This is a genomic window from Citrifermentans bremense (genome assembly GCF_014218275.1).
Lineage (GTDB): Bacteria > Desulfobacterota > Desulfuromonadia > Geobacterales > Geobacteraceae > Geomonas > Geomonas pelophila.
Genome location: NZ_AP023213.1, coordinates 1189483 through 1213288 on the forward strand (window position 1 = coordinate 1189483; position 23806 = coordinate 1213288).

Genomic DNA, 23806 nt, shown 5'->3' on the forward strand with positions numbered 1-23806 from the left:
CATGATCTTTTCCGGCGAGCCTGCGACCTGTATCTACCTGTTGTTGCTCGCCGTCGCCTGCCAGGCGTTCTCGGGCCTCCCCCTTCTTTTTATCCCCGGCTCCGACCGGGCCCAGCGCTTATCCGCAGCACTTCTCGTCTCAGCTTCCCTCTTGGGCCTCTCCGGCGCCCTGATCGCCCTTTTCAATCCCTCCGGCGCCACCGTCACCATCTCCTCGGGCCTTCCCTTTGGCACCTTCGAGGCCGGCGTAGATCCCCTTTCGGGATTCTTCCTGCTCCCGATGTTCATCGTGACCGGTTGCGCGGCGCTCTACGGCGTCAGCTACTGGCCCGCCGCTGACCATGCAGGCAACTGCGGCAAGCTCACCTTCTTCCTGGGGCTTTTGGCGGCGTCGCTCACCACGCTTCTGATCGCGAAGAGCACCGTCCTCTTCCTGCTTGCCTGGGAGGTGATGGCCTTCGCTGCCTACTTCGCCCTCACCACCGAGGATGAAAAGCCCCAGGTGCGGGAGGCGGGGACCCTCTACCTCATCACGGCGCACCTGGGCGCGCTCTCTCTTTTCGCCATGTTCTCGCTGCTGAAAGGGGAAACCGGCGAGTGGCTCTTCCCCGCGGCCGGCACGCTTTCCTCACACGCCGGGGCCGCCGCGGCGATCTTTCTCACCGCCATCATCGGCTTCGGTTTCAAGGCAGGCTCGATGCCGCTGCACATCTGGCTCCCTTCGGCGCACGCCAACGCCCCGAGCCACATCTCCGCCATCCTCTCCGGCATCGTCCTGAAGACCGGGATCTACGGGATGATGCGGGTATTTTCGGCCTTTTCCGATCCCCCCCTCTGGTGGGGGGCGACGGTGCTCGTTTTGGGGCTTGTCTCAGGCGTGCTGGGGGTTGCCTTCGCCATCGCGCAGCACGACATGAAAAGGCTCCTCGCCTATCACAGCATCGAGAACATCGGCATCATCATGATGGGGATCGGCATAGCACTCATTGGGGAGAGCCAGGGGAACCCGGCATTGACGGCGCTGGGAGTTGCGGGGGCGCTGCTGCACGTGGTGAACCACGCCCTGTTCAAGGCGCTGCTCTTTCTTTCCGCCGGTTCGGTGATCCACGCCACCGGCACCAGGGAGATCGACCTGATGGGCGGGGTGGCGCGCCGCCTGCCGTACACCGCGCTCTTCTTCCTGGCAGGGGCGGTCGCGATATGCGGGCTCCCCCCCCTGAACGGCTTCGTGAGCGAGCTGATGATCTACCTGGGCTCATTTACAGCGATCAGTTCCACGGGGGGGCTCTCGGGGATGTTTCCCGCGCTCACAGCACCGGTGCTGGCGCTGGTGGGCGGGCTGGCCGTTGCCTGCTTCGTCAAGGTGTTCGGGATAGTCTTCCTGGGAGCGCCGCGTTCGCAGGCGCATGCGGGGGGGCACGAGGCGCCGGGGGGGATGCTGGCGCCGATGGGGGTGCTGGCCCTTTGCTGCGCGGCCATAGGGGTCGCGCCGGGAGTGCTCATAAGCCCCCTCAACAACGCGCTCTCCGCCTACCGCACCTCCCTGTCCGGTGAATGGATCGAGAACCTGGTACCTTTCAGCTGGATCTCGCTGCTGGCTGCGGGGCTTTTGCTGGCCGCACTGCTGGTGTCCTATCTGCTTGGGCGCCGCGCCGCGAGGCTCCCGGTTCCCTCCGGTCCCACCTGGGGCTGCGGCTATCTGAGGCCTTCGAGCTCGATGCAATACACCGCCAGTTCCTTCGGCGCTACCCTGGTGAGCTGGTTCAAGATCGTGCTCCGCCCCGAGGTGCATCGCGAGGAGGCGGCGGGGCTCTTCCCGGGGCGTGCCCGCTTGGAAAGCCACGTCCCGGAGACCGTGCTGGAGCGGATCTACCTCCCCTTCCTGGAGTACCTCTTCGAAAAGACGCTGCCGGTCCGCAGGCTGCAGCACGGCAAGCTGAACATCTACATCTTCTACACCTTCATCACCCTGGTGGTGCTTCTGGCGGCCACCAGCCAGTAAGGCTTAGGGAAATCCCCCCTGTCCCCCCCCTTCGCAAAGGGGGGGACGCTGTAGCCTCGCCTACCCTTGGCCGCAATAAGCAATCAGTGGGTTTCCTTGAACACCGGCATCACCTTGTTCAGGATCCAGAACAGGAAGAACGGGACCACCGCCACCAGCAGCGCGCCCCCCAGCCCTTCCTTGAAGGTCTCGATGCTGTCGGGCCAGACCGGGAGGGTGTAGTGCATGAAGCCGGAGAACGACGAGGAGAAGGCCTGGCCGCCGATGACCACGTTCCAGCGCATCATGAACACACCGAGGAGCACCAGCGCCGTCCCAAGGATGGCGCGCCGGATGGTTAGCCCCGGCACGAGGAACAACACCAGGGGGACCAGGTTCCCCAGCCCGTACTGCACCACGAAGATGTTCACGAAATCCCGCTCGTAGATGACGCTTCTCAGGATGTCCCACGATTTCACCGCAGTGTACCCCCGGAAAACCAGGTCGAGCAGCTCCAGCGTGATGGCGGCGACCATGAACATGAGCAGGTAGCGCGAGGTCATCACCACCACCTGGCTCTCGGCGCTCTTCAGCTCCTCCTTGCTGGGGAGCTCCGGGCGCCTGGCCGCCAGCGCCTTCCTGATCTCCATGGTGATGATGTAGGTGAGGATGCAGAGCGCGATCCCCGAGACCACGGCGGAGCAGATGAAGATGACCGGCATGAGCGGCGTCATCCAGAGTGCGTTGGCCTTAACCGAGCCGAAGATGAACCCGGCGTAGCCGTGCAGGAAGCAGGCGACCGGAATCCCCGCGGCGGCCAGCTTCTTCACCGCACGCTCGTCCGCCTCCAGCGCCTCGTGGCTCACGTCGTAAGCCCCCATGGTGAGCGCGGAGAAAAGCAGATAAGCGAACTGTTCCCCCGGAGTGCGCCGCTCCTTCTCTTTCAGGCTCAAGGCCGTTTCGACGAAGTGCTTGCGGTAGACGAACCAGAGCTCGGAGGCGACGATCATGCCGTAGGTGGTAAAGACGATGCCGAAGGCGGCGATGGCCGAGGTGAAGTGCGGCGTCAGCATCACCTCGATCCCCCTTAGCGGCTGCTGCAGGTGCAGCATGAGGGGGAGCATGGCGACCGGCAGCAGCGCGAAGGAAAAGACCAGCGAGAAGCGGGCGATACCCTTCAGCTGCTTGACCCCGAAGACGTGGTACAGCGAGGAGAGCACGAAGGCGCCGGCCACGAGGCCGGTCATGAAGGGGTACATCACGATCTGGATGGTCCAGTAGATGTATTCGTTCGGGTAGGTGAAGAATTCTTTGAGGGTCCAGGCCTCTCCGTGCACCATCATGGCTACTTCACCTCCTTGGAAAGTCCCAGGTAGAACACCTGCGGCTTGGTGCCGTACTCCTCTTTGAGCACGTTGACCCGTTCGGTCATGATCACCTTGGTGACAGGATCCTCCGGGTCCCTCAGGTTCCCGATGCGCCTGGCGCCGAAGGCGCAGCTATCAACGCAGGCGGTCTGCATCCCCTTGCTGATCCGGTGGTAGCAGAAGTTGCACTTGTCTGCCACGTGGTGGACCGGGTGAAAGAAGCGGACCCCGTAGGGACACCCCATGATGCAGTAGCCGCAGCCGATGCACCACTTACGGTCAACGAGCACCACCCCGTCCTCGGTCTGGTAGGTCGCCCCCACAGGGCAGACCTGGACGCAGGGGGGATTGTCGCACTGGTTGCAGAGTTTGGGGACGAAGAAGGCCTTCTCGATATCCTCGTCGCGTACCTCCTCGAGTTTCCCGTGTCCGATCTCGATCCCCTTTTCGGGGAAGCCGTCGCGCGCCCCCTTTGGTGAGTCGATGTGGGTCTTGCCGTCGCTGGTGACCAGGTAGCGCTCCACCCAGGTGCGGGTCACGTTGGCGTCGTAGGGTATCTCGTTCTCCACCTTGCATCCCTTGACGCAGAAGCCGCAGCCGACGCATTTGCGGGTGTCGACCAGAAAGACCCAGCGCGCCCCTTTTTCATCCTTCTCGGCCAGAAGCCGCTTCGGGTCGAAGAGCTCCAGGGCCGAGAGCGGGAGCGCGAGCCCCCCGGCGACGAGCAACGTCTTCTTGCAGAAAGATCTCCTGTTCATCATCTCTGGTGCCCCTCCTTCCTCGGGTCGTGCGGCCAATGACAGGTGACGCAGTCAAGGCCCACGTGGTGCGTCTTGGGATCGACCCCTTTCATCACCCCGCGGCTGCTGCTGGGATAGGGGAGGCGGGTGTGGCAGCGGGCGCAGAGCTCGCGGCTGCGGTCGATGTTGAGGGAGCGCGGGTCTTCCGGGTGGTTCAGCGCCGGGCCGTGGCAGTTCTCGCAGTTGATGTTGCGGTGCGGGGACTCTTTCATCTCGTCGTACTTGTCCCGGTGGCACTCCATGCAGTAGCCCGCGGTCCTGTACTTCACCTTCACCTCTTTCCACTGCTGCTCGTTTCCGGCGCGGTGCCAGCCGTACATGTAGCCGCGTGGCCCGATGCCGAAATCCGCCGGGACCAGGACCTTCCTGGCCACAAGCACCAGGGCCACTACCACCAGCACCACGTAGAGGGGGCGCCAAACATGATTATTCACAGCCGTTCCTCCATAAATTTGTCACGGGAGCCTTCCATGCCATCTAGGCTTGCGAAAATTCTAAAGTAGTATAACACTGTTCTCAATGTCTCGTCGTTTTACTTCTAATGATAACTGTTGTCGGCGTTAAAACAAGTAACTTGAGGCATATTGTCTTACAGTATTGTTTTACCGAGCCCTTTAATATTAGAAATCTTTTTTTGACAAATCAGTTTGCAGGGAGTATGTTGAGCCTTTCGTAGGCCCCTGGGGCCGCCATAGGCCGGTCCGCGCCGTGCCACCACCGCTGTCACGCAGTAACTTTTTCGCTCCCCTTTCCGGACCGGGCACGCCTGGTCGCGGGAGAGGTTGAAACTTGATGAGAGAATCCCGCTCCCCATGGAGCGGCGTGACGATCCGTTTCGAAAGGATTGGCTATGTTTTTTGACATGTTGCGGGACCCCGCCGTCTTGGTCCTCTGCGCCATAACTCTTGCCGGCTGCTCCGGATTTCCAGGGCTTTTGCTAAGGCACGGCCCGCTAGGACAGCGAGTAGCCTCGGCAGCCGCGCTGCTCTCCTCGCTCATTGCGTTACCGTCGCTCATCTATCTGCTCTTCTGGCGACAAACATCCAGCTTCACCCTCGACTGGAACCTCCCTTTCGGCCCCTGCGAAATCGCTCTAGACCCTCTCTCTGCATTCTTCCTGATCCCCATCTTCCTTGTCTTCCCGGCAGGCTCACTCTACGCCCTGGGTTACTGGCCCGCAGTCTCCCGTAGCACCTCGGAAAGGAGTGTCACCTTCTTCTACGGCCTTCTTGCCTGCGCCATGGCGCTGGTGGTGGTGGCCAGAAACGGCGCACTGTTCATGATCGCCTGGGAGGTGATGGCGCTTTCCGGCTACTTCCTGCTGGTGGCCGAGCACGCCGAGGAAGAGGTGAGGGGGGCGGGGACGGTGTACCTGGTGGCAAGCCACCTGGGGGCTGCAGCCCTGATGGTTCTCTTCTCGACGCTGCTTCTTTCCACCGGCGCCTTTCAGTTCCCGGCTGCCTGCTCGCTGCAGCTCTCTGCCGGGCTTTCCGCCCTCGTGTTTTGCGCCGCCCTGGCCGGCTTCGGTTCCAAGGCGGGTCTCATGCCTTTGCACATCTGGCTCCCCTCCGCCCACGCCAACGCCCCGAGCCACGTATCCGCGATTCTCTCCGGTGTGATGCTGAAGGTCGGCATCTACGGCATTTTGCGGGTCATCTCCTTTTTCCCCCATCCCCCCCTCTGGTGGGGCGCGCTTCTCACCGCTGCCGGCCTCACCTCGGCCCTCATGGGTATCTGCATCGCCTCGGCGCAAAAGGACATCAAGCGCCTTTTGGCCTACAGCAGCATTGAGAACCTCGGCATCATCTGCACCGGCATCGGCGTCTACCTACTCGCCGCGGCAAGCGGCAACCGGCTGCTTGCCTACCTGGGGCTCGCCGCCGCTCTCTTTCACGTCTTGAACCACGCCATCTTCAAGCCGCTGCTCTTCTTCTCGGCCGGGAGCGTGATCCATGCCGCCGGCACCCGCGAGCTCGACCGCATGGGGGGGCTCGCCAAGCGCATGCCGAAGACCGCTTTCCTCTCGCTTTGCGGGGCTGTCGCCATCTGCGGTCTACCCCCATTCAACGGCTTTGCCAGCGAAATGCTCTTGTACCTAGGCTTCTTCGGAGAGGCGCAGGCAGGGGCGCCTTACCTCGCCCTGGGCGCGCCGGTGCTGGCGCTCGTCGGCGGGGTCGCCGTGATCAGCTTCGTGAAGCTCTACGGCATCGCCTTTTTGGGAGCACCGCGCACCGAAGGCTCCGCCCAAAGCCACGAGGCACCCTTCAGCATGCTGGCCCCTATGGGGCTCTTGGCTCTGCTCGCTATGCTCGGCGGGCTCTTCCCGCAGCTGTTCCTGGCACTGGTAAACCCGGCGCTTGCGGCACTGGCCGGGCCGGGCGCCGACGCCGTGGCGCTGCCAATCGCGCCGGTCTGGTTCGCGGTCGCCGGAGGGTGCCTGCTCCTTTTGTCCGTGGCGCTGTTTCTCTTCCTCAAGGGGAGGTCGAAGGCGGTTTCCGCAGCCACCGGACCGACCTGGGGGTGCGGCTATCTCCGTCCTGCTGCCAGCATTCAGTACACCGGGAGTTCCTTCGGCGCCCTGTTCGGCTCCCTTGCAGCGCCGGTGATCCGCACGCGCATCTGGGCGGGAAAGGTGACCGGCGTGGCCCCGGCCGCAACGAAACTCAGCTACACCCCGGAGGAGACCGTGCTGCAGCGGATCTTGCTGCCGGCCATAAGCATCATAGGCGTAGGTTTTGCCTTCGTGCGGCGCCTGCAGCATGGCGAGGTGCACGTCTACATCCTCTACATCTTCGCCACGCTGTTGCTGCTGATGTTGTGGGTGCATTAGGATAAAAATTCCCTCTCCCTGGAGGGGGGAGGCCAGGAGGGGGTTGCTGTGTTCCGGCTTGCGCCCCCTCTCTAACCCTCACCTCCGGGGGAGGGGACGATAGCAGTGCAATTGATTAGGTTCAGGAGACTCGACATGATCGACACGCTCTTACATGTGGTGCTGGTCTTAGCCATGCCCCCGCTGCTCTTGGGGGTGATCGGCAAGACCAAGGCGGCCTTCGCCGGCCGGGTGGGGGCGCCGTTTCTGCAGCCCTACTACGACCTGTCGCGGCTGATGCGCAAGGGGGTGGTCATCTCCGACACGACCACCTGGATCTTCCGTGCCGGCCCCGCGGTCACCCTGGCGGCCACGCTCTTCGCGGCGCTCCTGGTGCCGCTCGGCAAGCACGCCGCACCGGTCTCCTTCGAGGGGGACATGATCCTCTTCGCCTATCTCTTCGCCCTGGGGCGCTTCTTTACCACGGTCGCCGCCCTCGATACCGGCTCCAGCTTCGAGGGTATGGGGGCGGCCCGCGAGGTCACCTTCTCCTGCCTCGCCGAGCCGGCCCTCTTCTTCGCCCTGATCACACTGACCAGGCTCTCCGGGACCATGAGCCTGACGCCTATGCTGAACCACGTCACCTCCCCGGTGTGGCTTGCCGCCGGCGCCTCGCTGATACTGCTTCTGGCCGGGCTCTTCGTGGTCCTTTTGGCGGAGAACTGCCGCATCCCGTTCGACGACCCCAACACGCACCTTGAGCTAACCATGATCCACGAGGTGATGGTGCTCGACCACAGCGGCCCCTATTTCGGCTGCATCCTCTACGGCGCGGCGCTGAAGCTCTACCTTCTGGGCGCGCTCTTTGTGAACATCGCCGTCCCATTCGCCTCGGGAAACACCCTTGTCGACTGGGCCCTCTTCGCGCTCTCCATGCTGGTACTGGCCGTCGCCATCGGCGTGGTGGAATCGGTGATGGCGCGCCTGAGGCTGATCCGCGTGCCGCAGCTTCTGGTGGCGGCGATGATACTGACCGCCTTTTCCCTGGTACTGGTAGTGAGGTGACGAGATGAACTCCCTGGCCGACCAATTCCTGGTGCTCTGCCTGCTTTTGAACTTCGCGGTCCTTGGGACCAGCAGGCTCAACTTCTCCGTGCGCGCGGTGGCGCTGCAGGGGGTGCTTTTGGGCGTTCTCCCGGCGCTGGTGCACCCGATCTCCTGGCATCTTGCCTTCATCGTGGTGAGCATCGTGCTGGTGAAGGGGGCGCTGATCCCGTTCCTGATCATCCGGGCCATCAAGAGGGCCGAGATCGAGCGGGAGTTCCAGCCCTTCATCGGCTACATCCCCTCGCTGGTTTTGGGGGCGCTTTTCACCACGCTCGCCTTCATCTTCGCGGCGAAGCTGCCGCTTGCTCCCGAGCACTCGGGGCTCCTGGTGGTCCCGGCGTCGCTTGCGACCCTCATGTGCGGGTTCCTGGTCCTCATGGGAAGGCGCAAGGCGATCTCGCAGGTCTTGGGGTACCTCCTCATGGAAAACGGGATCTTCCTGTTCGGCCTCCTTCTGGCCGACGCCATGCCGGTCATGGTCGAGGCGGGGGCGCTTTTGGACCTCCTGGTCGGCATCTTCGTCATGGGGATCGTCATCAATCACATAAGCCGCGAGTTCTCGAGCATCGACACCTCGAGGCTCAGCGCGCTCAGGGAGGAATAACGACATGATGTGGGCCCTGGTCCTTCTCCCCCTTGCGGGGGCCCTGATCGCCTGGCTGATCCCCGACAACAGGAAGCGCCCCCTGGTGCTGCCGGTCTTCGCGCTGGCGCAGCTTTTCCTGGTAGGGGCGCTGCTGATCGACACCCCCCCGGTCTCTCCGGCCGGCTGGATCCTGCTCGACCCGCTGGGGAAGCTCGCCCTTTTGAGCAATAGCGTCCTCTTCGCGGTCTGCGCCTTCTACGCGGTGGGTTATCTCGCCTACCGCAGGAGGCGTCAAAACCGGGTCCTTTGCGCGGCGCTCCTGGTCTGCCTCTCGGCCATGACCCTGGTCGCCATCTCGCAGCACCTGGGGCTTCTCTGGATCGCCCTTGAGGCGACTACCCTCACCATGGCGCCCTTGATCTATTTCAACCACAACGCCCGCTCCATCGAGGCCACCTGGAAGTACCTGCTGATCTGCTCGGTGGGGATCGCCATCGCGCTTTTGGGGCTCTTCTTCCTCGCCTATTCCACCATAGTGGCCAAGCAGGACGTGACGCTTTTGCTCCCTTCGCTCATCTCCGACGCCGCGGCGCTCCACCCCGGCTGGCGCCATGCGGCCTTCATCTTCCTTCTGGTCGGATTCGGCTCGAAGATGGGGCTTGCCCCGCTGCACACCTGGAAGCCGGACGCCTACGGCGAGGCGCCTGGGCTTGTTGGTGCGCTTCTGGCGGGGGGGTTGGTGAACTGCGCTCTCCTGGCGCTTTTGAGGGTGTACCAGATCGCCGTCGCCTCGACCGAGGGCGCCCTGTTCCAGAACGTGCTCCTCGTCATGGGGCTCGTCTCCATGGCCTTCGCCGCCGTCTTCATGGCTCGGCAAAGCGACTTCAAGAGGATGCTCGCCTATTCGAGCGTCGAGCACATAGGGATCATCACCGTGGCGCTCGGACTGGGGAAGGGCGCGCTCTTCGCGGGACTTCTGCACATGATCAACAACTCGATGACCAAGGGGGTGCTCTTTCTCTCCTGCGGCAACATCCACCGGGCCTATAACTCCAAGAGCACCGCGGCTGTGCGCGGGGCGCTCAGGCGCACCCCCTGGTCGGGGGCGCTGTTTCTGGCGGCTTTCCTCGCCATCACCGGATCGCCCCCTTTCTCCCCATTCGTGAGCGAGTTCCTCATCGTCTCCTCCGCTTTCGTAGAGGGTAACTTCTGGACCGGCGCGCTCTTTCTCGTCTTCCTGGCGCTGATCTTCATCGGCATGGCCTCCACGGTGCTTCCCGTTGTGCTGGGCGAAGTGCCGGCCGACCTCGAGAGGACCAGGTACCGCGACGCGCTCCCGACGGTGCTTCCCCCCCTGCTGCTCATGGGCATCGTCCTGATGATGGGGCTCTGGCTCCCGGCGCCCCTGCAGCAACTGCTGCGTGACGCGGCCGGGCAACTGGGAGGTGGCGCATGACGCCGGGTCTGCTCTTCACTCAAAACGGGAGCGCGGTCAACCGCAACGAGATACCTGAGCATTCGGGCGAGCGCTTCCTGGAGACGCTCGTTTCAGCCATCCAAGGGGGATGGCGGGTGGTTTCCTACTTCGGAGCTCCTGAGGCCCACTTGGTGAGGCTTTACTGCATCCTCTCCTTCAAAAGCCACGCGGCGCTTGGCATCATGAGCACCGCCGTCAGCGGCAAGAGCTTCCCCTCGCTGGTCGCGGAAGCCCCACAGCTGCACCTGTTCGAGCGCGAGATCGCCGAGCAGTTCGGCATCTCGTTCGAGGGGCACCCCTGGCTGAAGCCGGTCCGGTTTGCGGCGCCTCTCGCCTCGACCTCCGCGGTTCCCCCGAGGGCCCCCGAGAAGGTCGGGGTGATGGATTTCTACCGCGTGGCGGGCGACGAGGTGCACGAGGTGGCTGTCGGGCCTGTGCATGCGGGGATCATCGAGCCGGGGCATTTCCGCTTCCAGTGCTTCGGCGAGGAGGTGCTGCACCTGGAGATCTCGCTCGGCTACCAGCATCGCGGCGTCGAGCGCATGGTGCTCGGGCGACCTGGGCTGCGCACCCTGAAGTGCATGGAGACCGTAGCCGGGGACACCACCATCGGCCACGGCACCGCCTATGCCATGGCGATGGAAGCGCTTTGCGGGGTGCGGGTCCCGGCCAAGGCCGAGGCGATCCGCGGCATCGCGCTCGAGCTGGAGCGCCTGGCGAACCACACCGGGGACCTGGGCGCCATAGCCGGCGACGTCGGCTACCTTCCCACCGCTTCGTTCTGCGGCAGGATCCGCGGCGACTTCCTGAACATGAGCGCCGAGCTCTGCGGCAGCCGCTTCGGGCGCGGGCTTGTGACCCCGGGCGGGGTCCAGTTCGACGTGGGGAGGGAACTGGCCGAGAAGCTGAGAAAGAGGATCGACGTGGCGCGCCGTGAGGTGACGAACGCCGTTGACCTCCTCTGGGACAGTCCCTCGGTGATGGGGAGGCTGGAGGGGACCGGGGTGGTGAGCGAGAAGGACGCGCTGGATCTGGGGCTGGTAGGACCTGCGGCCAGGGCCAGCGGACTTAACCGCGACATCCGCCGGGACCACCCCTTCGGCATCTACAACGTGGCTCAGCTCCCGGTGGAAACAGCGAAGGGGGGGGACGTCTATGCCCGCACCCTGGTGCGCTGGCTGGAGATAGAGAAGTCGCTCCACTTCATAGAGGAGCAGCTGGCTCAGCTTCCCGGAGGTAGCATCGCCTCGCCCGCGGCGCAGGTCGGGGGAGACCAGATGGCGCTCTCCCTGGTCGAGGGGTGGCGCGGCGAGGTCTGCCATGTCGCGCTTACCGACGGGCGCGGGGAGTTGGAGCGCTACAAGATCACCGACCCCTCCTTCCACAACTGGAGCGGACTCGCCATGGCGCTGCGCGGGGGGCAGATATCCGACTTCCCGCTCTGCAACAAGAGCTTCAACCTCTCCTACTGCGGGTTCGACCTTTAGCACCTCTGCCGCGCCGCGTGCATGCGGCGCGGCAGTTCGAGATCAAACAGGAGTTGCATCATGTTCAAGGCCATCATCGCACGCTGCAAGCAGGGGCACCGCACCATGGCTTACCCCAGGGAGCCTCTCTCCCTGCCGGAGCGCTTCCGCGGTTACCCGGAGCTAAAGGGCGGGCTCTGCCCGGACGAGTGCCGGATCTGCGCCGACGCCTGCCCGGTCGGGGCGCTCAGCTGCCAGCCCGAGCTTTCGCTTGATCTCGGCAAATGCCTCTTCTGCCCCGAGTGCGCAAATGCCTGCCCCCACGGCGCCATCAGCCACACAGCCGACGCGATGTTGGCCGCGAACAACCGGGAGGATCTGGTAATCAGGCCCGGGGACGAGCACCGGCTGGCACAGGCGCTTGAGGCGAAGATGCTGTCGCTTTTCGGCCGGTCGCTCAAGTTCCGCTCGGTGGTAGCCGGCGGCTGCAACGCCTGTGAGGCCGACACCAACGTCCTCTCCACCATCGGCTGGGACATCGGGCGCTTCGGCATCCAGTTCGTCGCCTCACCGAGGCACGCAGACGGTCTCTGGGTCACCGGACCCGTAACCGAGCACATGCGGGAGGCGCTCCTCATGACCTACGAGGCGATCCCGGCGCCGAAGATTGTGGTCGCCTGCGGGGCCTGCGCCATCGGCGGCGGTCCCTTCCGCGGCTCGCCTGAGGCCCACGACGGCGTCGAGGGGATACTGCCGGTCGATCTCTTCATCCCGGGGTGTCCGCCGCACCCGGTCACCATCCTTGACGGTCTGCTGAGGCTCCTGGACCGGATGCCCTAGCCCTAAGCGACAAAACTGCAGCCGCGGCGCGCTGCGTACCGGAAGCTGGAAAGGGGAGGGCGACAAACGCCTGGAAGCTTGTGGAACCGCATGCTTTGAGGTAGTATCCGAATTTCCGATGTCATCACCCAAGGAGGGCCGTCATGACAACTCCAGGCGCCATTGTCGCCGGCGCGCGTCGCTTGGCAAAAACTGAACTTCGCTCCACAAGATTAACCTCGGCCGCCTGCCGGCTGCTCCTTCTCGCGAGCATCCTGCTTTTGGCCGGCTGCGGCGACATCGTGTGGTTTCCCCCCTACGTCCGTCTCGGCACCACCCCGGACCAGTTCACCTTCGCCCCCAAGACCGGCACCGACAAGGGGGTTCCCGTCACCTCAGAGGAGATAACCGTCTCCGGTCTCACCGCGGATTCTAGTCCCATCTCCGTCACCGGTTCCAGCGGGAGCGATAGCAAGTACTCCATAAACGGCGGCGCCGCCACCAGTGCACCCGGAACGGTAAAAAACAACGACAAGGTGAAGGTAAGTCATACGTCGGCCGCTACTTTGGGAACGACTACCAAAACCACTCTGACTATAGGGAATGTCAGTGCCGATTTCGTCAGCACGACTAAGAACATAGAATTTAGCGCACCAGTGGAGGCAGGATTCTATTATCGCGCTCAAGGAACTTTTACATCCGAGGATACTGTCCCAGTGGTGCACACCATCAGCATCAAGGATACTGCCAACAATGGCGCCCAGTATGCCATCAGCGATACAGATACCGTCCCCATCGACTCCGAATTTAGCAACTTGTCCCGGACTGTGCTCCTTAACAACCGGCGCATTTTCGTCAGAAATCTCATAGACAGCGTTAAGAACGGGGCCATTACAACGCTGACCATAGACGGGGTCGATATTAAGGTGAATCTAACGCCTTAATAGAGGGGGAGTTCGCCAACCCCTGACTTGGCCTTATGGCTGACCGTGCGGAGAAAGCGTCGAGCATGTGGTTGCAAAATGGCGCCGCGAAAAATAACGGAAAATAAATAGCTTGCTTTGGCGATATGAACTCTGCTAAGGTGTCGAAGGTTCCGGATGACCGGAGCAAAACTAAGTAGAAAGACATGGAGAAGGTAAAAGTAAATGGCAAATGGTACTGTAAAATGGTTTAACGACAGCAAGGGGTTTGGTTTCATCGAGCAGGACAATGGCGACGACGTGTTCGTCCATTTCTCTGCCATCACCGGCGACGGGTTCAAATCCCTTGCTGAAGGCGATAGCGTCACCTTCGACGTGGTAAAAGGACCGAAAGGGCTTCAGGCCGCCAACGTCGCAAGGCAGTAATCAAGTTCAGTTTCAGCGCTGATATGAGTCCCCGGAGATGATCCGGGGATTTTTTTTTGTCTGAAATCAGCCGCACTCTCCTCTTTGCGCAGCTTTTACAGCTCGTTCCACTCGCTGCCTACGCCCCGCCCCATTTCGCTACGCTACAGATGGTGATCACCGTCCTTCCTGCTGCGCATATTGTTAACGCCCTGTCCCCCCAGGCTTCATTGACAATAATTTCCCCTGTGCTATTCATTATTGGTCAAATTTAATCAAAAGCTGGAGGTGCCACATGGAAATCAGCAGGTTCAAGCGATTCTGTTGCATCCTGGTTGTCATCGCCGGATTGGGGGTGGTCGACTATACCCTGTCGGCAGAGCTTACGGCTACCCCGGAGAGCGCGGCGGAGCAGCAGTAGATGCCGGTCCTCGACGGGGAAGGCTAAACCCGAATGCGCGTCACAACAGAAGGTAGCGCCGAGGCCGGAGCAACGGCGGGAACTGTCACCCCTATCTGCGGGATCAACCAGAGGAGGTTAGACCATGAAAACCGGTAAGATCATTTCCATCGCAACGGTTGCAGCAATGCTGCTCTGCCTGTGGAGCGTCACCGCCTTCGCCAGGAACGAGGCCAAGAAGGTCCAGGAGTCCGCCGATGTGCTTACCACCATCATGAAGATCCCAGAGAAGGGGATCCCCCCGGTCCTTTTGCGTGACGCCAAGGCCATCGCCATCATCCCAGGCGTCATCAAGGGGGCCTTCGTCGTAGGCGGCAGGCACGGTACTGGCGTCCTCTCGGTGCGCAACCAGGACGACAGCTGGAGCGACCCGGTCTTCGTGAGCATCACCGGGGGGAGTATTGGTTGGCAGGTGGGAGCGACCTCCACAGACCTGATCCTGGTCTTCAAAGAGGTGAAGGACGTGGACAAACTGCTGCAGGGCAAGTTCACCCTGGGAGCGGATGCGGCGGTCGCGGCCGGTCCGGTGGGACGCAAGGCAAGTGCGGCTACCGATGTAACCTTCCAGACCGGGATCCTCTCCTACTCGCGCAGCCGCGGCCTGTTCGCCGGGGTCTCGCTGGAAGGTGCGGCGCTGCTCGTAGACGACGACGCCAACCACGCCTACTACGGCAAGAGCGAGCTGACGGCAAAGGATATTCTGGCCGGCACGGGGTTGAAAAAGGCGCCGGCGACGGTGAACCTGCAAAAGGCATTGACGAAGTATTCCACCATCAAGTAGCCCGCCTTTCGACGAACGACTTGCCGCAACAACCGGTGCCCGGGATCCGTCCCGGGCACCTTTCATACTCACCTGATGACGAAATTTTCAGCGGACGAAGCCTTGAGCTTCAACGGGTTAAGGTGCCATGGAAGAAGCCAGGATAGTGATGGTGGTAAACGAGCCCGAGGCGAGGCAGGCCTACGAGGAGGCGCTTCGGGCCTGCGGCATCAGCTACGAGGTGGCCCAAGGCTTCAGGGAGCTGCTGCGCATGACCATCGACGGCGCCTACAACGGTCTGCTGATCGATCTGCTGACCTTGATCCGCAGCAGCAAAGAGGAAAAAACCATCGCCTACGACTGCATCAACTTCTATCCCACGCTGCGGCTGAAATGGGACAGCAGGCTTAAGTGCATCTCTTTCAGCCCGCTGGAGCAAGGCGTCGCCCCCGGGGCCGAGGGGGCCCTGACGTATTTCATGGAGAGGCGCTGCAAATCTTTCAGCGCCAGGTCGCTGCGCCGCTTCAACAGGAAGGACCGCTACCTGAGCTTGGTCCTCACCGGAGAAAACGGCGCTGCCGCAGGGGTTAAGACCTTCACGGTCAACATCTCCCAGGGGGGAGCCTTCATCCACACCACAGATCCGCATCGAAACGGGGACCGGGTCAGCTTGACGGTCCCAGACCCGTCGGTTGGGAGCGTCGAGGCGGTGGTCTGCTGGAGCATCCCTTGGGGCGGATGCAGCAGCATCCCCGGTATCGGGGTCATGTTCGACGGCCTCACCGATGAGCAGGGAGCGTGGCTGCAGCAAGTCAGCGCTGGCTGACACCCTTTCCTCGCGCACTTATCCTTCAATTCCCCCATCATTAGGATTCAAGTTCCCCCGCGACACTCCGAGAAGTGATGTGTCACCGGTTTTGCCTGGATCGCTTCGGGCAGAGCTCACTTTCGACCCTGCCGCTTGCGGCAACGTCTTTAAGGGAAAAAACCCTAATGCTGCGACCTTTCCGCGACCTATCAATCAGGCGAAAGCTGATCGCCATACTGCTTCTTACCAGCTCAGTGGTGCTCGCCCTGGTTTCCACCGCTTTTGTTTTCAACGAGGTAGCAGACTTTCGTAGCGGCATGCGGACCGAGCTGAGCGCGCTGGCGGAGATCGTGGGAAGCAATAGCTCCGCAGCAGTCGCTTTCAACGACCGCAAATCGGCGGCCGAGACGCTGGCTGCGCTGCGGGCCAAGCCTTACATCCTGAACGCACTGGTCGTGCTGAAGGACCACACGGTCTTCGCTAGCTACACGGCGCCGGGCTCCAGGCTGCAGTATCTAGGCTTCGTCAACGGCTCCGGCGCGAGCGCGCGGGTGGACGGCCGGAGGTTAGGCGCGGAACTTGAGCGCTCCAGCTTCCCGCTTACCTTAGGCGACCACATCTTCGGCACCGCTCCCATCGTCCTTGACGGGCAGCAGCTGGGAACAGTGGTGATCCAGTCCGACTGCACCGAATTGAACCACCGCCTGGGGCGGTTCTTCCTCTTGCTGGCAGGCGTGCTGCTGGGTGCGCTTTCCCTGGGATACTTCCTCGCCACCAGGCTGCAACGCATCATCTCCGAGCCGATCTCGCACCTGGTGCAGGTCATGAAAGCGGTCTCCAGTGACAAGAACTACAACCTGAGGGCGCGAAAGCAGGGAGATGATGAACTGGGGACGCTGATCGACGGCTTCAATGAGATGCTTGTGCAGATCCAGGACCGCGACGGGAAGCTGGAGGCGCACCGGATTGAACTCGAGGAGGTGGTGCAAAGGCGTACCCGCGAACTGTCGGCGGCCAACCGTGAGTTGAGCCAGACTGTCGCCGAACTGCGTGTCGCCAAGGAAGCTGCCGAGGCTGCGAACCTCGCCAAGTCGCAGTTCCTGGCGAACATGAGCCACGAGATCCGTACCCCGATGAACGGCGTCCTGGGAATGGTGAACGTGCTGCTGGACAGCGGGCTTGACGGCGAACAGCGCTGCTTCGCCGAGGCCGTCCGCAATTCCGGGGCGTCGCTTTTGTGCATCATCAACGATATCCTCGACTTCTCGAAGATCGAGGCAGGGCGCATGCAGCTGGACCCGGCGCCGATGGACCTGCACGTCATGATGCAGGAGGTGCTGGAGATGTTCGCCGCCGGCGCCGGCAGCAAGGGGGTGGCGACGAAATGCCAGATCGCCTCCGGCGTGCCGCGCTACGTCGAAGCGGACCTGGTGAGGCTGCGTCAGATCGTGGTGAACCTGGTGGGGAACGCGGTGAAGTTCACCAGCCGCGGAGAGGTGCTGCTACGCGCCTTTGCGCTGGAAGAGCAGGGGGAGGAGCGGGTGCTCCGCTTCGAGGTAGTGGACACCGGGATAGGCATCCGCCCAGAGGCCCAGGCGCACATCTTCGACAGTTTCACCCAGGCTGATTACTCCGCGACCCGCTCTTTCGGCGGCACCGGTCTGGGACTCGCCATCGCGCGGCAACTGGCCGAGCTCATGAGGGGGGAGCTCGGCGTGGTGAGCGAGTTCGGAATCGGTTCCACCTTCTGGTTCACGGTCCGGCTCAAGGTGCTCGCCGAACTGCCGGAGGGGGTGGCGCCCTCCGGGCAGCGCACGATGCCGCAGGGGGAAGTGCGCTTTGCCGCGCAGATCCTGGTGGCGGAGGACAACCCGGTGAACCAGGACGTGGTGCGGCACATGCTCGGCAGGCTGGGGTGCACGGTGCAGTCAGTCGACAACGGCGCAGAGGCCCTGAGCGGGGTGCGCCGGGGGGGCTTCGACCTGGTGTTCATGGACTGCCAGATGCCCAAAATGGACGGGTTTGCCGCCACCAGAGGCATACGGGAGTGGGAGACAGGGGAAGGGGGGCACGTCCCGATTGTGGCCCTTACCGCCAACGCCATGACCGGCGACCGGGAGATCTGCCTCGCGGCAGGAATGGATGATTACCTGAGCAAGCCGTTTGCGGCCGAGCAGCTTTGCGCCGTCCTGCAGCGTTGGCTGCCGGGTAGGGTGGTCCAGCCTGACGCCGCAGCCACGGCCGATGAGGCCGCTTTGCCCGCGGAATCCGTACAGGCTTCGGCCGTGGACGAGCCGCCGGTGTTCGACCGGGCCGGCCTTTTGTACCGGCTGGGGGACCCCGGGTTCCTCGACATCTTCGTGGAGAAGTACCTGGCGAGCACTGAGCTGTTGCTGGGGCTGTTGCAGCAGGCGATCGCGAATGGGGATCGTGACGCTATGCACCTGCAGTCCCACAGCATCAAGGGGGCCGCGGCCAGCATAGGCGCCGAAGTGATGCGGGGCATCGCGTACGAGATGGAAAAGAAGGCGGCGCAGCAGGAAGACGTAGAAGGGATGGAGAGACTTTACGGCAATCTCGAAGAGGCGTTCGCCGAGTTCAGGAGGGAGGCGGCGCAGCCTCAGTGAAGCCTATGCAGCTCACCTCCTCTTCTAACTGCACCCCGAGGGACGCCAGCACCCGGGCTTTCACCATCCCGGCGAGGCTGACGATCTCCTTGGCGCTGGCGTTGCCGGTATTGATCAGGTAATTGGCGTGTCTGGGGCTGACCATGGCTCCCCCGACCCTGAGGCTGCGCAGCCTGGCCTGGTCGATGAGCCATCCGGCGGGGATCCTGCCGTCCCTGCAGCGGGTCCCCTGCTCGGTTTCGAACCTGCGGATCAGCTCCGGGTCGCCTACCACTGGATTCATGAAAAAAGAGCCCGCGCTTAAGTCGCATTGCAGCTGGCGGGCCTGACGTTTCCTCACCGTTTCCTCCCCCCGGCGCAGGATCTCCTCTGGGTCCCCCGGCTCAAGGAGCATGCCTGCCGCCACCACCACCAGCCCGTGCTCCCTCTTGAACCGGCTGTTGCGGTACTGGAACTGGCAGGCGTCGCGGGTAAGCGTGACCAGCTCCAGGGTGTCCGCCCTGAGCGCGTGGACCGTCTCGATGACGTCGCCGATGCAGCTGCCATAGGCGCCGGCGTTGCCGCGCACCGCCCCGCCGAAAAGACCCGGAATCCCCGCCAGCCGCTCTATTCCTCCCAGCCCCCAGTGTGCTGCATGCTCTACGACAGCCATGAGGTCGACCCCCGCCTGCGCCTCGATCCGGCGCCCCTCGACCCTGATCCCCTTCAGTAGCAACCTGATCGCGATGCCGTCGAACCCGCGATCGCTCACCAGCAGGTTCGAGCCCCCGCCGACGATGAGGAAGGGGACCTCCTCCCGCCGGGCGAAGGAAAGCGCCTGCTTCAGCTGCTCCAGCGTGCGGACCGTGGTGAATAAGCGGGCCGGGCCGCCGACCTGGAACGAGGTGAAGGGGGCGAGGGAGACGTCCCGCGACAGCTCGATCGTATCGTTGTCTTTTCCTTGGTCTGTGAACATGGCCCATATGATACAACAGTTGGCGCCCAAGCCAATGAGAGTGATGTTTTCTGCTCAAGCTGTGGCGCGCGGCGTTAAGAGCTGCAGCGAAGTGTCCTGTCACTCGCCGTACAGCAGGTACCCCTCGCGCAGCGCCAGGAACCGGGAAAGCTCGGCGTTCCAGCTCGCCGCGATCGCTTGAGCGCTCTCTCCCCGCTCCACCGCCTTGCGCAACTCCGCGGAACCCGCCATGTCGTCGAACCCGCCCCTGAAAAAGGAAGGGCGCACGGGCTCAGGCACCAGGGCGTGCAGTGCACTCAGGACCGCGACCCCGGTCTCCACCGGCGACACCTTGCGGTAGTCGGTGATGTCGATCCTCACCCCGCCCACCTCGCGGTCACGGTACTTGGGAGCGCTCGACACGCCAGGCATCCTCAACGGCGTGAACTGCACCGGCTCGAAGTGGACACCGCGCAGCTGTTCGGAGTTCAGCCGGGCCGCCAGCGCCAGGGGATCGATCCCGGGCCATCCCGCCAGCTGAAAAGGGATGGTGCTGCCGCGCCCCTCCGACGCGCTGGTCCCCTCCAAAAGACCCGTTCCCGGATAAAGGAGCACCGACTCGAAAGAGGCGAGGTTGGGGCTTGTGGCTACCCACAAAAGGCCGGTGTCGGGCCAGCGCATGGAGCGCTGCCATCCCTGCATCCGCACCACTTTCAGGTCCAGTTGCGTCAGCCCCGGGAGCATCGCCTCCCCCTTGATCATCCCGGCCAACTCGCCGACGGTCATGCCGTGGGCTATCGGGACCGGGTAGAGGGAGGTGAAGCTCGCAGGAAGCCCGTCTCTTACGAAGCCGCCGACGTATTCCCCTCCCAGCGGGTTGGGGCGGTCCAGCACCATGAAGGGTATCCCCTCCCGCGCGGCGGCCTGCATGGCAAGCCCCATGGTGGAGATGTAGGTATAGAAGCGCACCCCGGCGTCCTGGATGTCGAAGACGACCAGATCGATCCCCTTGAGGTCCTCCGGGCGGGGCTGCTTCACCGCTCCGTAGAGGCTTATCACCGGCACGCCGCCGCTGGTGTCGTCAGCCAGCTGCACCCCGTCCTCGGCGGTCCCTTTCAGGCCGTGCTCGGGGGTGAAGATCACCGTTGGCATGATCCCCTTCTTTTTCATAAGGTCCAGCAGGTGGACTTCCCCGACCAAGGCGGAGTGGTTGGTCACCAGGGCGAAGTTCTTACCCTTTAGCGGCAGGAAGTCCTGCTCGCTTAGGACCTCCGCCCCGGTTTTCACCAGGGCTCCATTTGAGGGGGCGGGGAAGATGAGGATCAGCATCAGGGATAGGGACAACAGGTAGGGCAAAACGCGAAACAGTCGCAACTATAGGTACCGCCTTTATTGTGATTGGAACCGGCTCGACGCTGATCTTTCAGCAGAGCCTTCCTGGGTTTGGTATCGGCTCGGAAACGAAATACTGAAGCGGGAAGTACTGCGGGGTCTGCCACGACAAGGTAGCCTTCCCCCAGCCCGATTGCAAGCGCTGCCACGCGAAACCGGTCGGGGCCTAAAACGATGAGCGCCCTGAGAACAAGAGTAACGGCCCTGTCGGCCCTGCTGCTCCTGGCCCTCTCCCTGCCGGCCAATGGGGAGTCGTGGCAGGAGACCTTCGATAAGACCTGCTCCAGGAGCAACGAAGCGATGACCCTCTCGGTCGAGGAGCTGCATGCCCTGGTGGAGAGCTGCAACGCACTGGAAAAGGTGATCGAGAAGCAGGAGCCGTCGGTGCGCAAGGTTTACCTGAAACGGCTGCAGCTTTGCAAGAACCTGTACGCCTACATGCTGGAATACAGGCAAAACGGAGAAGCGGGGAAATGATCCGAGAGGCGGGGGGGGATAGATGACCCGGTTGCTGGAAAAGGTCAAGGGAGTACTGAAATGGGGCACGGCGCCGATTTTGATCGTGCTATCGGTCTACTCCGGCGGCTTTGCCATGGACCGCGCTCTGAATTGGGCAAGGTGCTGAAGACCATTCCCCCCAACGGGCCCTTCTGGAAGTACGGCAACGTCACCATGCGGATCAGGTCGAAAGAGGCGGGGATGGACCCGGTCGTCTTCCCTCACTGGAGCCACCGGGCCCGTTATACCTGCCGGGTTTGCCACCAGGAACTCGGCTTCGGGATGCGGCGCGGCGATTCCGGCATCACCAGGGGCCAGTACCTCTCAGGCAAGTTCTGCGGCGCATGCCATAACGGCATAACGGCCTTCACGGTGCAGGCGGGGCCTGGCGCGCAGTGCGGCAGGTGCCACATGAAAAATCCGCAGCAGTTGGAGGCGCTCTTCGACGAGTTCTCCCAAAGCCTTCCCATGGCCGGCTTCGGCAACGGGATAGACTGGGCCGCGGCCCTGAACGAAGGGCTGATAACCCCTGCGAACTCGCTGAAAGGGTCCGTAGTGGTGCTTCCCTTCCCGGAAAAGCTGAAAGCTCCCCTGAAGCTTGGGACTGCCTCGCCGCGCAGCGACGTCAGCTTCTCCCACGAAGAGCACTTCGCCGAACTGGACTGCTCCAGCTGCCATCCCGACATCTTCAACATCAAGAAAAAGTCCACGGAAGCCTTCACCATGGACAGCAACATTTACGGGAGTTTTTGCGGCGTCTGCCACATGCTGGTCGCCTTCCCCATGAACGACTGCAGGCGCTGTCACAAGGGGATGAACAACAACTCCTCTTACTGATCGAAGGCCCGCCTAATCCCTGCACCCCACCCAAGTCGCCTGCCTGTCGAACGACGTCCAGGAACCGCAACGCTCCAGGTTCAACACCGCGTACCGGTCCAGCCCCAGGCAAAGCGCGGCATAGATGCGCGCCGCCGCCAGCACCTCGGCGAAGTCGACCTGTTCTTCGGGGGTGTGCGATATCTCCAAAGCGCCCGGCCCAAGGATCAGCGGGCGGCAGCCGGCAGCGTAGAAGAGGTTGCCGTCGGAGTGCGAGCGGAAGGAGTCGAACTTCAAGGTGCGCCCAAGCCTCGGGTACACCTGCTCCAGGATGCAGGCGAGAGCGTTGTCGGTGCCGAGGTTGTAGCCGGCCGAGGCGAAATTGAAGGCGACGTTGAGGTCGAGCCCCGGTATGTACTGACCAGCGCTGGAGACGATGCGGCGTATCCCCTGCTGCACGGACTCAGGGTCGAGCTCGGGCGGCAGATGCAGGTCGATCCAGGATTCGCATCGGTCCGGGACCACGAACCCCTTCTGCGAAGAGTGCATCTCGCGGATGGAGTAGACGATGTTCCCCTGCTCCCGGTTGAAGAGCGGGTCCTTGCTTAGGTGCAGCAGGACCCTCAGCATGGACTCCACGGCGTTGTGACCCAATTCGGGGAGCGACGAGTGGCTCCTCACCCCGTGGGTGACGAATCCGGCCTCCAGGTAGCCGTAGTGGGCGAAGCAGGCGGATAGGCCGGTCGGCTCCCCGATTACCGCCCAGGCGGGGCTGCAGCTTTTCAGGAAGACGGCGCTGCCGTCGCCGTTTTCCTCCTCTCCCACGACGAGGAGCAGCCCGACGCTCGGGCGCCGGCCGGGCTTTAGCGCCTGCGCCATGGCGAGCCACGCCTCGATCATGGCGGCGCACCCCCCCTTCATGTCGGCGCTCCCAAGCCCCCCGATCAGGTCCCCTTCCTCTTTGGCCCCGAACTCCTCCAGGTCCCACGCCGGGACCGTGTCCACGTGCCCCACGAGGTAGAGCAGCGGCTCGTCCTCGCCCATGGTCACCCGCAGGTTGTAGCGCTCCTCCTCCACCTCCTGCCGCTCCACGTAGAAGCCGGCCGACGACAGGAGGTCCTCGAGGTAGAGCTGTATGTCCTCTTCCTTCCCCGATGGGGAGTAGACGTCCAGCATCTCCAAAAGGTTTCGCCGCAGCCTTGCCGCATCAACGGCGGCGAAGACCTCTTCCAGGCGCGCGGTCATGGTTTTTTCACCGGTTTCTTCTTCGCCCGCTTGGACATGTTCAGGGTCATGTACACGTGCTCCTGTATGTTGTCGAAGCCGTGCTTTTGGAAGAACTTGATCGCCGGCTTGTTGTCTGCCGAGGTGTCGATGATGATCATGCGCACCCCCTGTTCCTTGAAGCGCCGCTTCAGCTCCTTGAAAAGCCTTTCGCCGACGTGCATTTTCTGCAGGTCGCGCCTCACCCCGAGCCAGACGAGGTAGCCGTACTTCCAGGGGGAGCCGTGCTTTTTCACCGTGGTCCCCAGGGCAAACCCCAGTATGCGCTCCTCGTGCTCCGCCACGATGCAGAGCTCGCTGTCGCTGTTAAAGAGCGTGGTGATCTCGTACTCGTCCCAGGTTCTGTAGAGGCTTTGTGAATACTCGGCGGTGAAGAGTTCTTCGCCGATGTGAAACACCTCCGGCAGGTCGTCTATCATCATCTCCCTGATACGTGGAGTCTCTTCGTCGTGCTGGTTTTGTGGCAGCATCGCGTACCTCGTGACAC

The 23806-nt window shown here is 62.9% G+C and carries 22 protein-coding genes; 15 read left to right on the forward strand and 7 right to left on the reverse strand.

The annotated features are described in order from the left end of the window. Position 1: 1 nt before the first annotated feature. Entirely contained in the window at positions 2-2002 is a 2001-nt protein-coding gene (locus tag GEOBRER4_RS05150; RefSeq protein WP_085813530.1) for a proton-conducting transporter transmembrane domain-containing protein, read from the forward strand. Between the two features lie 83 nt (positions 2003-2085). On the opposite strand, the gene nrfD is transcribed toward GEOBRER4_RS05150, so the two are convergent. The 3 genes from nrfD to GEOBRER4_RS05165 are packed head-to-tail and all read right to left on the reverse strand — an operon-like array spanning position 2086 to position 4582. Then, a complete protein-coding gene (nrfD, locus tag GEOBRER4_RS05155) occupies positions 2086-3321 on the reverse strand; it encodes an NrfD/PsrC family molybdoenzyme membrane anchor subunit (protein ID WP_143424334.1) in 1236 nt (411 codons plus the stop codon). A 5-nt stretch (positions 3322-3326) separates the two neighbouring features. Next, a complete protein-coding gene (locus tag GEOBRER4_RS05160) occupies positions 3327-4109 on the reverse strand; it encodes a 4Fe-4S dicluster domain-containing protein (protein ID WP_185244510.1) in 783 nt (260 codons plus the stop codon). Further along, positions 4106-4582 carry a cytochrome c3 family protein gene (locus GEOBRER4_RS05165; RefSeq protein WP_085813527.1) on the reverse strand — a complete coding sequence of 159 codons (477 nt, stop codon included), beginning with the start codon at positions 4580-4582 and terminating at the stop codon, positions 4106-4108. The genes GEOBRER4_RS05160 and GEOBRER4_RS05165 overlap by 4 nt, the downstream gene beginning before the upstream one ends. 416 nt (positions 4583-4998) lie before the next feature. On the opposite strand from GEOBRER4_RS05165, the gene GEOBRER4_RS05170 reads away from it, so the two are divergent. The 12 genes from GEOBRER4_RS05170 to GEOBRER4_RS05220 all read left to right on the forward strand — a co-directional run bounded on the left by GEOBRER4_RS05170 (position 4999) and on the right by GEOBRER4_RS05220 (position 18395). Then, positions 4999-6978, forward strand: coding sequence for a proton-conducting transporter transmembrane domain-containing protein (locus GEOBRER4_RS05170; protein WP_185244511.1), 1980 nt, complete (start codon positions 4999-5001; stop codon positions 6976-6978). Between the two features lie 135 nt (positions 6979-7113). After that, positions 7114-8022, forward strand: coding sequence for a respiratory chain complex I subunit 1 family protein (locus tag GEOBRER4_RS05175; RefSeq protein ID WP_185244512.1), 909 nt, complete (start codon positions 7114-7116; stop codon positions 8020-8022). Between the two features lie 4 nt (positions 8023-8026). Further along, positions 8027-8668: a hydrogenase gene (locus tag GEOBRER4_RS05180; protein ID WP_085813524.1), complete on the forward strand. Its 642-nt coding sequence runs from the start codon at positions 8027-8029 to the stop codon at positions 8666-8668. Between the two features lie 4 nt (positions 8669-8672). After that, positions 8673-10106: a proton-conducting transporter transmembrane domain-containing protein gene (locus tag GEOBRER4_RS05185; protein WP_185244513.1), complete on the forward strand. Its 1434-nt coding sequence runs from the start codon at positions 8673-8675 to the stop codon at positions 10104-10106. Next, complete coding sequence (locus tag GEOBRER4_RS05190) at positions 10103-11614, forward strand: hydrogenase large subunit (RefSeq protein ID WP_185244514.1); 1512 nt, start codon at positions 10103-10105, stop codon at positions 11612-11614. The genes GEOBRER4_RS05185 and GEOBRER4_RS05190 overlap by 4 nt, the downstream gene beginning before the upstream one ends. Before the next feature lie 60 nt (positions 11615-11674). Beyond that, positions 11675-12433, forward strand: a complete 759-nt coding sequence (locus GEOBRER4_RS05195) for an NADH-quinone oxidoreductase subunit B family protein (protein ID WP_185244515.1) — start codon at positions 11675-11677, stop codon at positions 12431-12433. Positions 12434-12576: 143 nt separating this feature from the next. Continuing rightward, positions 12577-13356, forward strand: coding sequence for a hypothetical protein (locus GEOBRER4_RS05200; protein WP_185244516.1), 780 nt, complete (start codon positions 12577-12579; stop codon positions 13354-13356). A 204-nt stretch (positions 13357-13560) separates the two neighbouring features. Beyond that, positions 13561-13761 carry a cold-shock protein gene (locus GEOBRER4_RS05205; protein WP_012531618.1) on the forward strand — a complete coding sequence of 67 codons (201 nt, stop codon included), beginning with the start codon at positions 13561-13563 and terminating at the stop codon, positions 13759-13761. A gap of 274 nt (positions 13762-14035) precedes the next feature. After that, positions 14036-14161, forward strand: coding sequence for a hypothetical protein (locus tag GEOBRER4_RS20205; RefSeq protein ID WP_264177098.1), 126 nt, complete (start codon positions 14036-14038; stop codon positions 14159-14161). Positions 14162-14285: 124 nt separating this feature from the next. After that, positions 14286-14981 carry a lipid-binding SYLF domain-containing protein gene (locus tag GEOBRER4_RS05210; RefSeq protein ID WP_185244517.1) on the forward strand — a complete coding sequence of 232 codons (696 nt, stop codon included), beginning with the start codon at positions 14286-14288 and terminating at the stop codon, positions 14979-14981. Positions 14982-15108: 127 nt separating this feature from the next. After that, the gene (locus tag GEOBRER4_RS05215; RefSeq protein ID WP_185244518.1) at positions 15109-15786 is read left to right on the forward strand and encodes a PilZ domain-containing protein; all 678 of its coding nucleotides are present in this window, start codon (positions 15109-15111) and stop codon (positions 15784-15786) included. A 167-nt stretch (positions 15787-15953) separates the two neighbouring features. Continuing rightward, complete coding sequence (locus GEOBRER4_RS05220; protein WP_185244519.1) at positions 15954-18395, forward strand: response regulator; 2442 nt, start codon at positions 15954-15956, stop codon at positions 18393-18395. Here the strand turns inward: GEOBRER4_RS05220 and murB are convergent. Then, on the reverse strand, positions 18367-19350 hold the full coding sequence (murB, locus tag GEOBRER4_RS05225) for a UDP-N-acetylmuramate dehydrogenase (RefSeq protein WP_185244520.1): 984 nt from the start codon (positions 19348-19350) through the stop codon (positions 18367-18369). The genes GEOBRER4_RS05220 and murB overlap by 29 nt on opposite strands. Positions 19351-19449: 99 nt before the next feature. Then, positions 19450-20616 (reverse strand): exo-beta-N-acetylmuramidase NamZ family protein, encoded by a 1167-nt coding sequence (locus tag GEOBRER4_RS05230; RefSeq protein WP_226377890.1) that lies wholly within the window; start codon positions 20614-20616, stop codon positions 19450-19452. A gap of 279 nt (positions 20617-20895) precedes the next feature. Here GEOBRER4_RS05230 and GEOBRER4_RS05235 point away from each other — a divergent pair, with 279 nt between their 5' ends. Beyond that, the gene (locus GEOBRER4_RS05235) at positions 20896-21198 is read left to right on the forward strand and encodes a hypothetical protein (RefSeq protein WP_185244522.1); all 303 of its coding nucleotides are present in this window, start codon (positions 20896-20898) and stop codon (positions 21196-21198) included. A 141-nt stretch (positions 21199-21339) separates the two neighbouring features. Further along, a complete protein-coding gene (locus tag GEOBRER4_RS05240) occupies positions 21340-22056 on the forward strand; it encodes a c(7)-type cytochrome triheme domain-containing protein (protein WP_226377891.1) in 717 nt (238 codons plus the stop codon). A gap of 12 nt (positions 22057-22068) precedes the next feature. Here the strand turns inward: GEOBRER4_RS05240 and GEOBRER4_RS05245 are convergent, their stop codons facing one another. After that, complete coding sequence (locus GEOBRER4_RS05245; RefSeq protein WP_185244523.1) at positions 22069-23280, reverse strand: M20 family metallopeptidase; 1212 nt, start codon at positions 23278-23280, stop codon at positions 22069-22071. Further along, a complete protein-coding gene (locus GEOBRER4_RS05250; RefSeq protein WP_085813510.1) occupies positions 23277-23789 on the reverse strand; it encodes a GNAT family N-acetyltransferase in 513 nt (170 codons plus the stop codon). The genes GEOBRER4_RS05245 and GEOBRER4_RS05250 overlap by 4 nt, the downstream gene beginning before the upstream one ends. Positions 23790-23806: the final 17 nt, after the last annotated feature.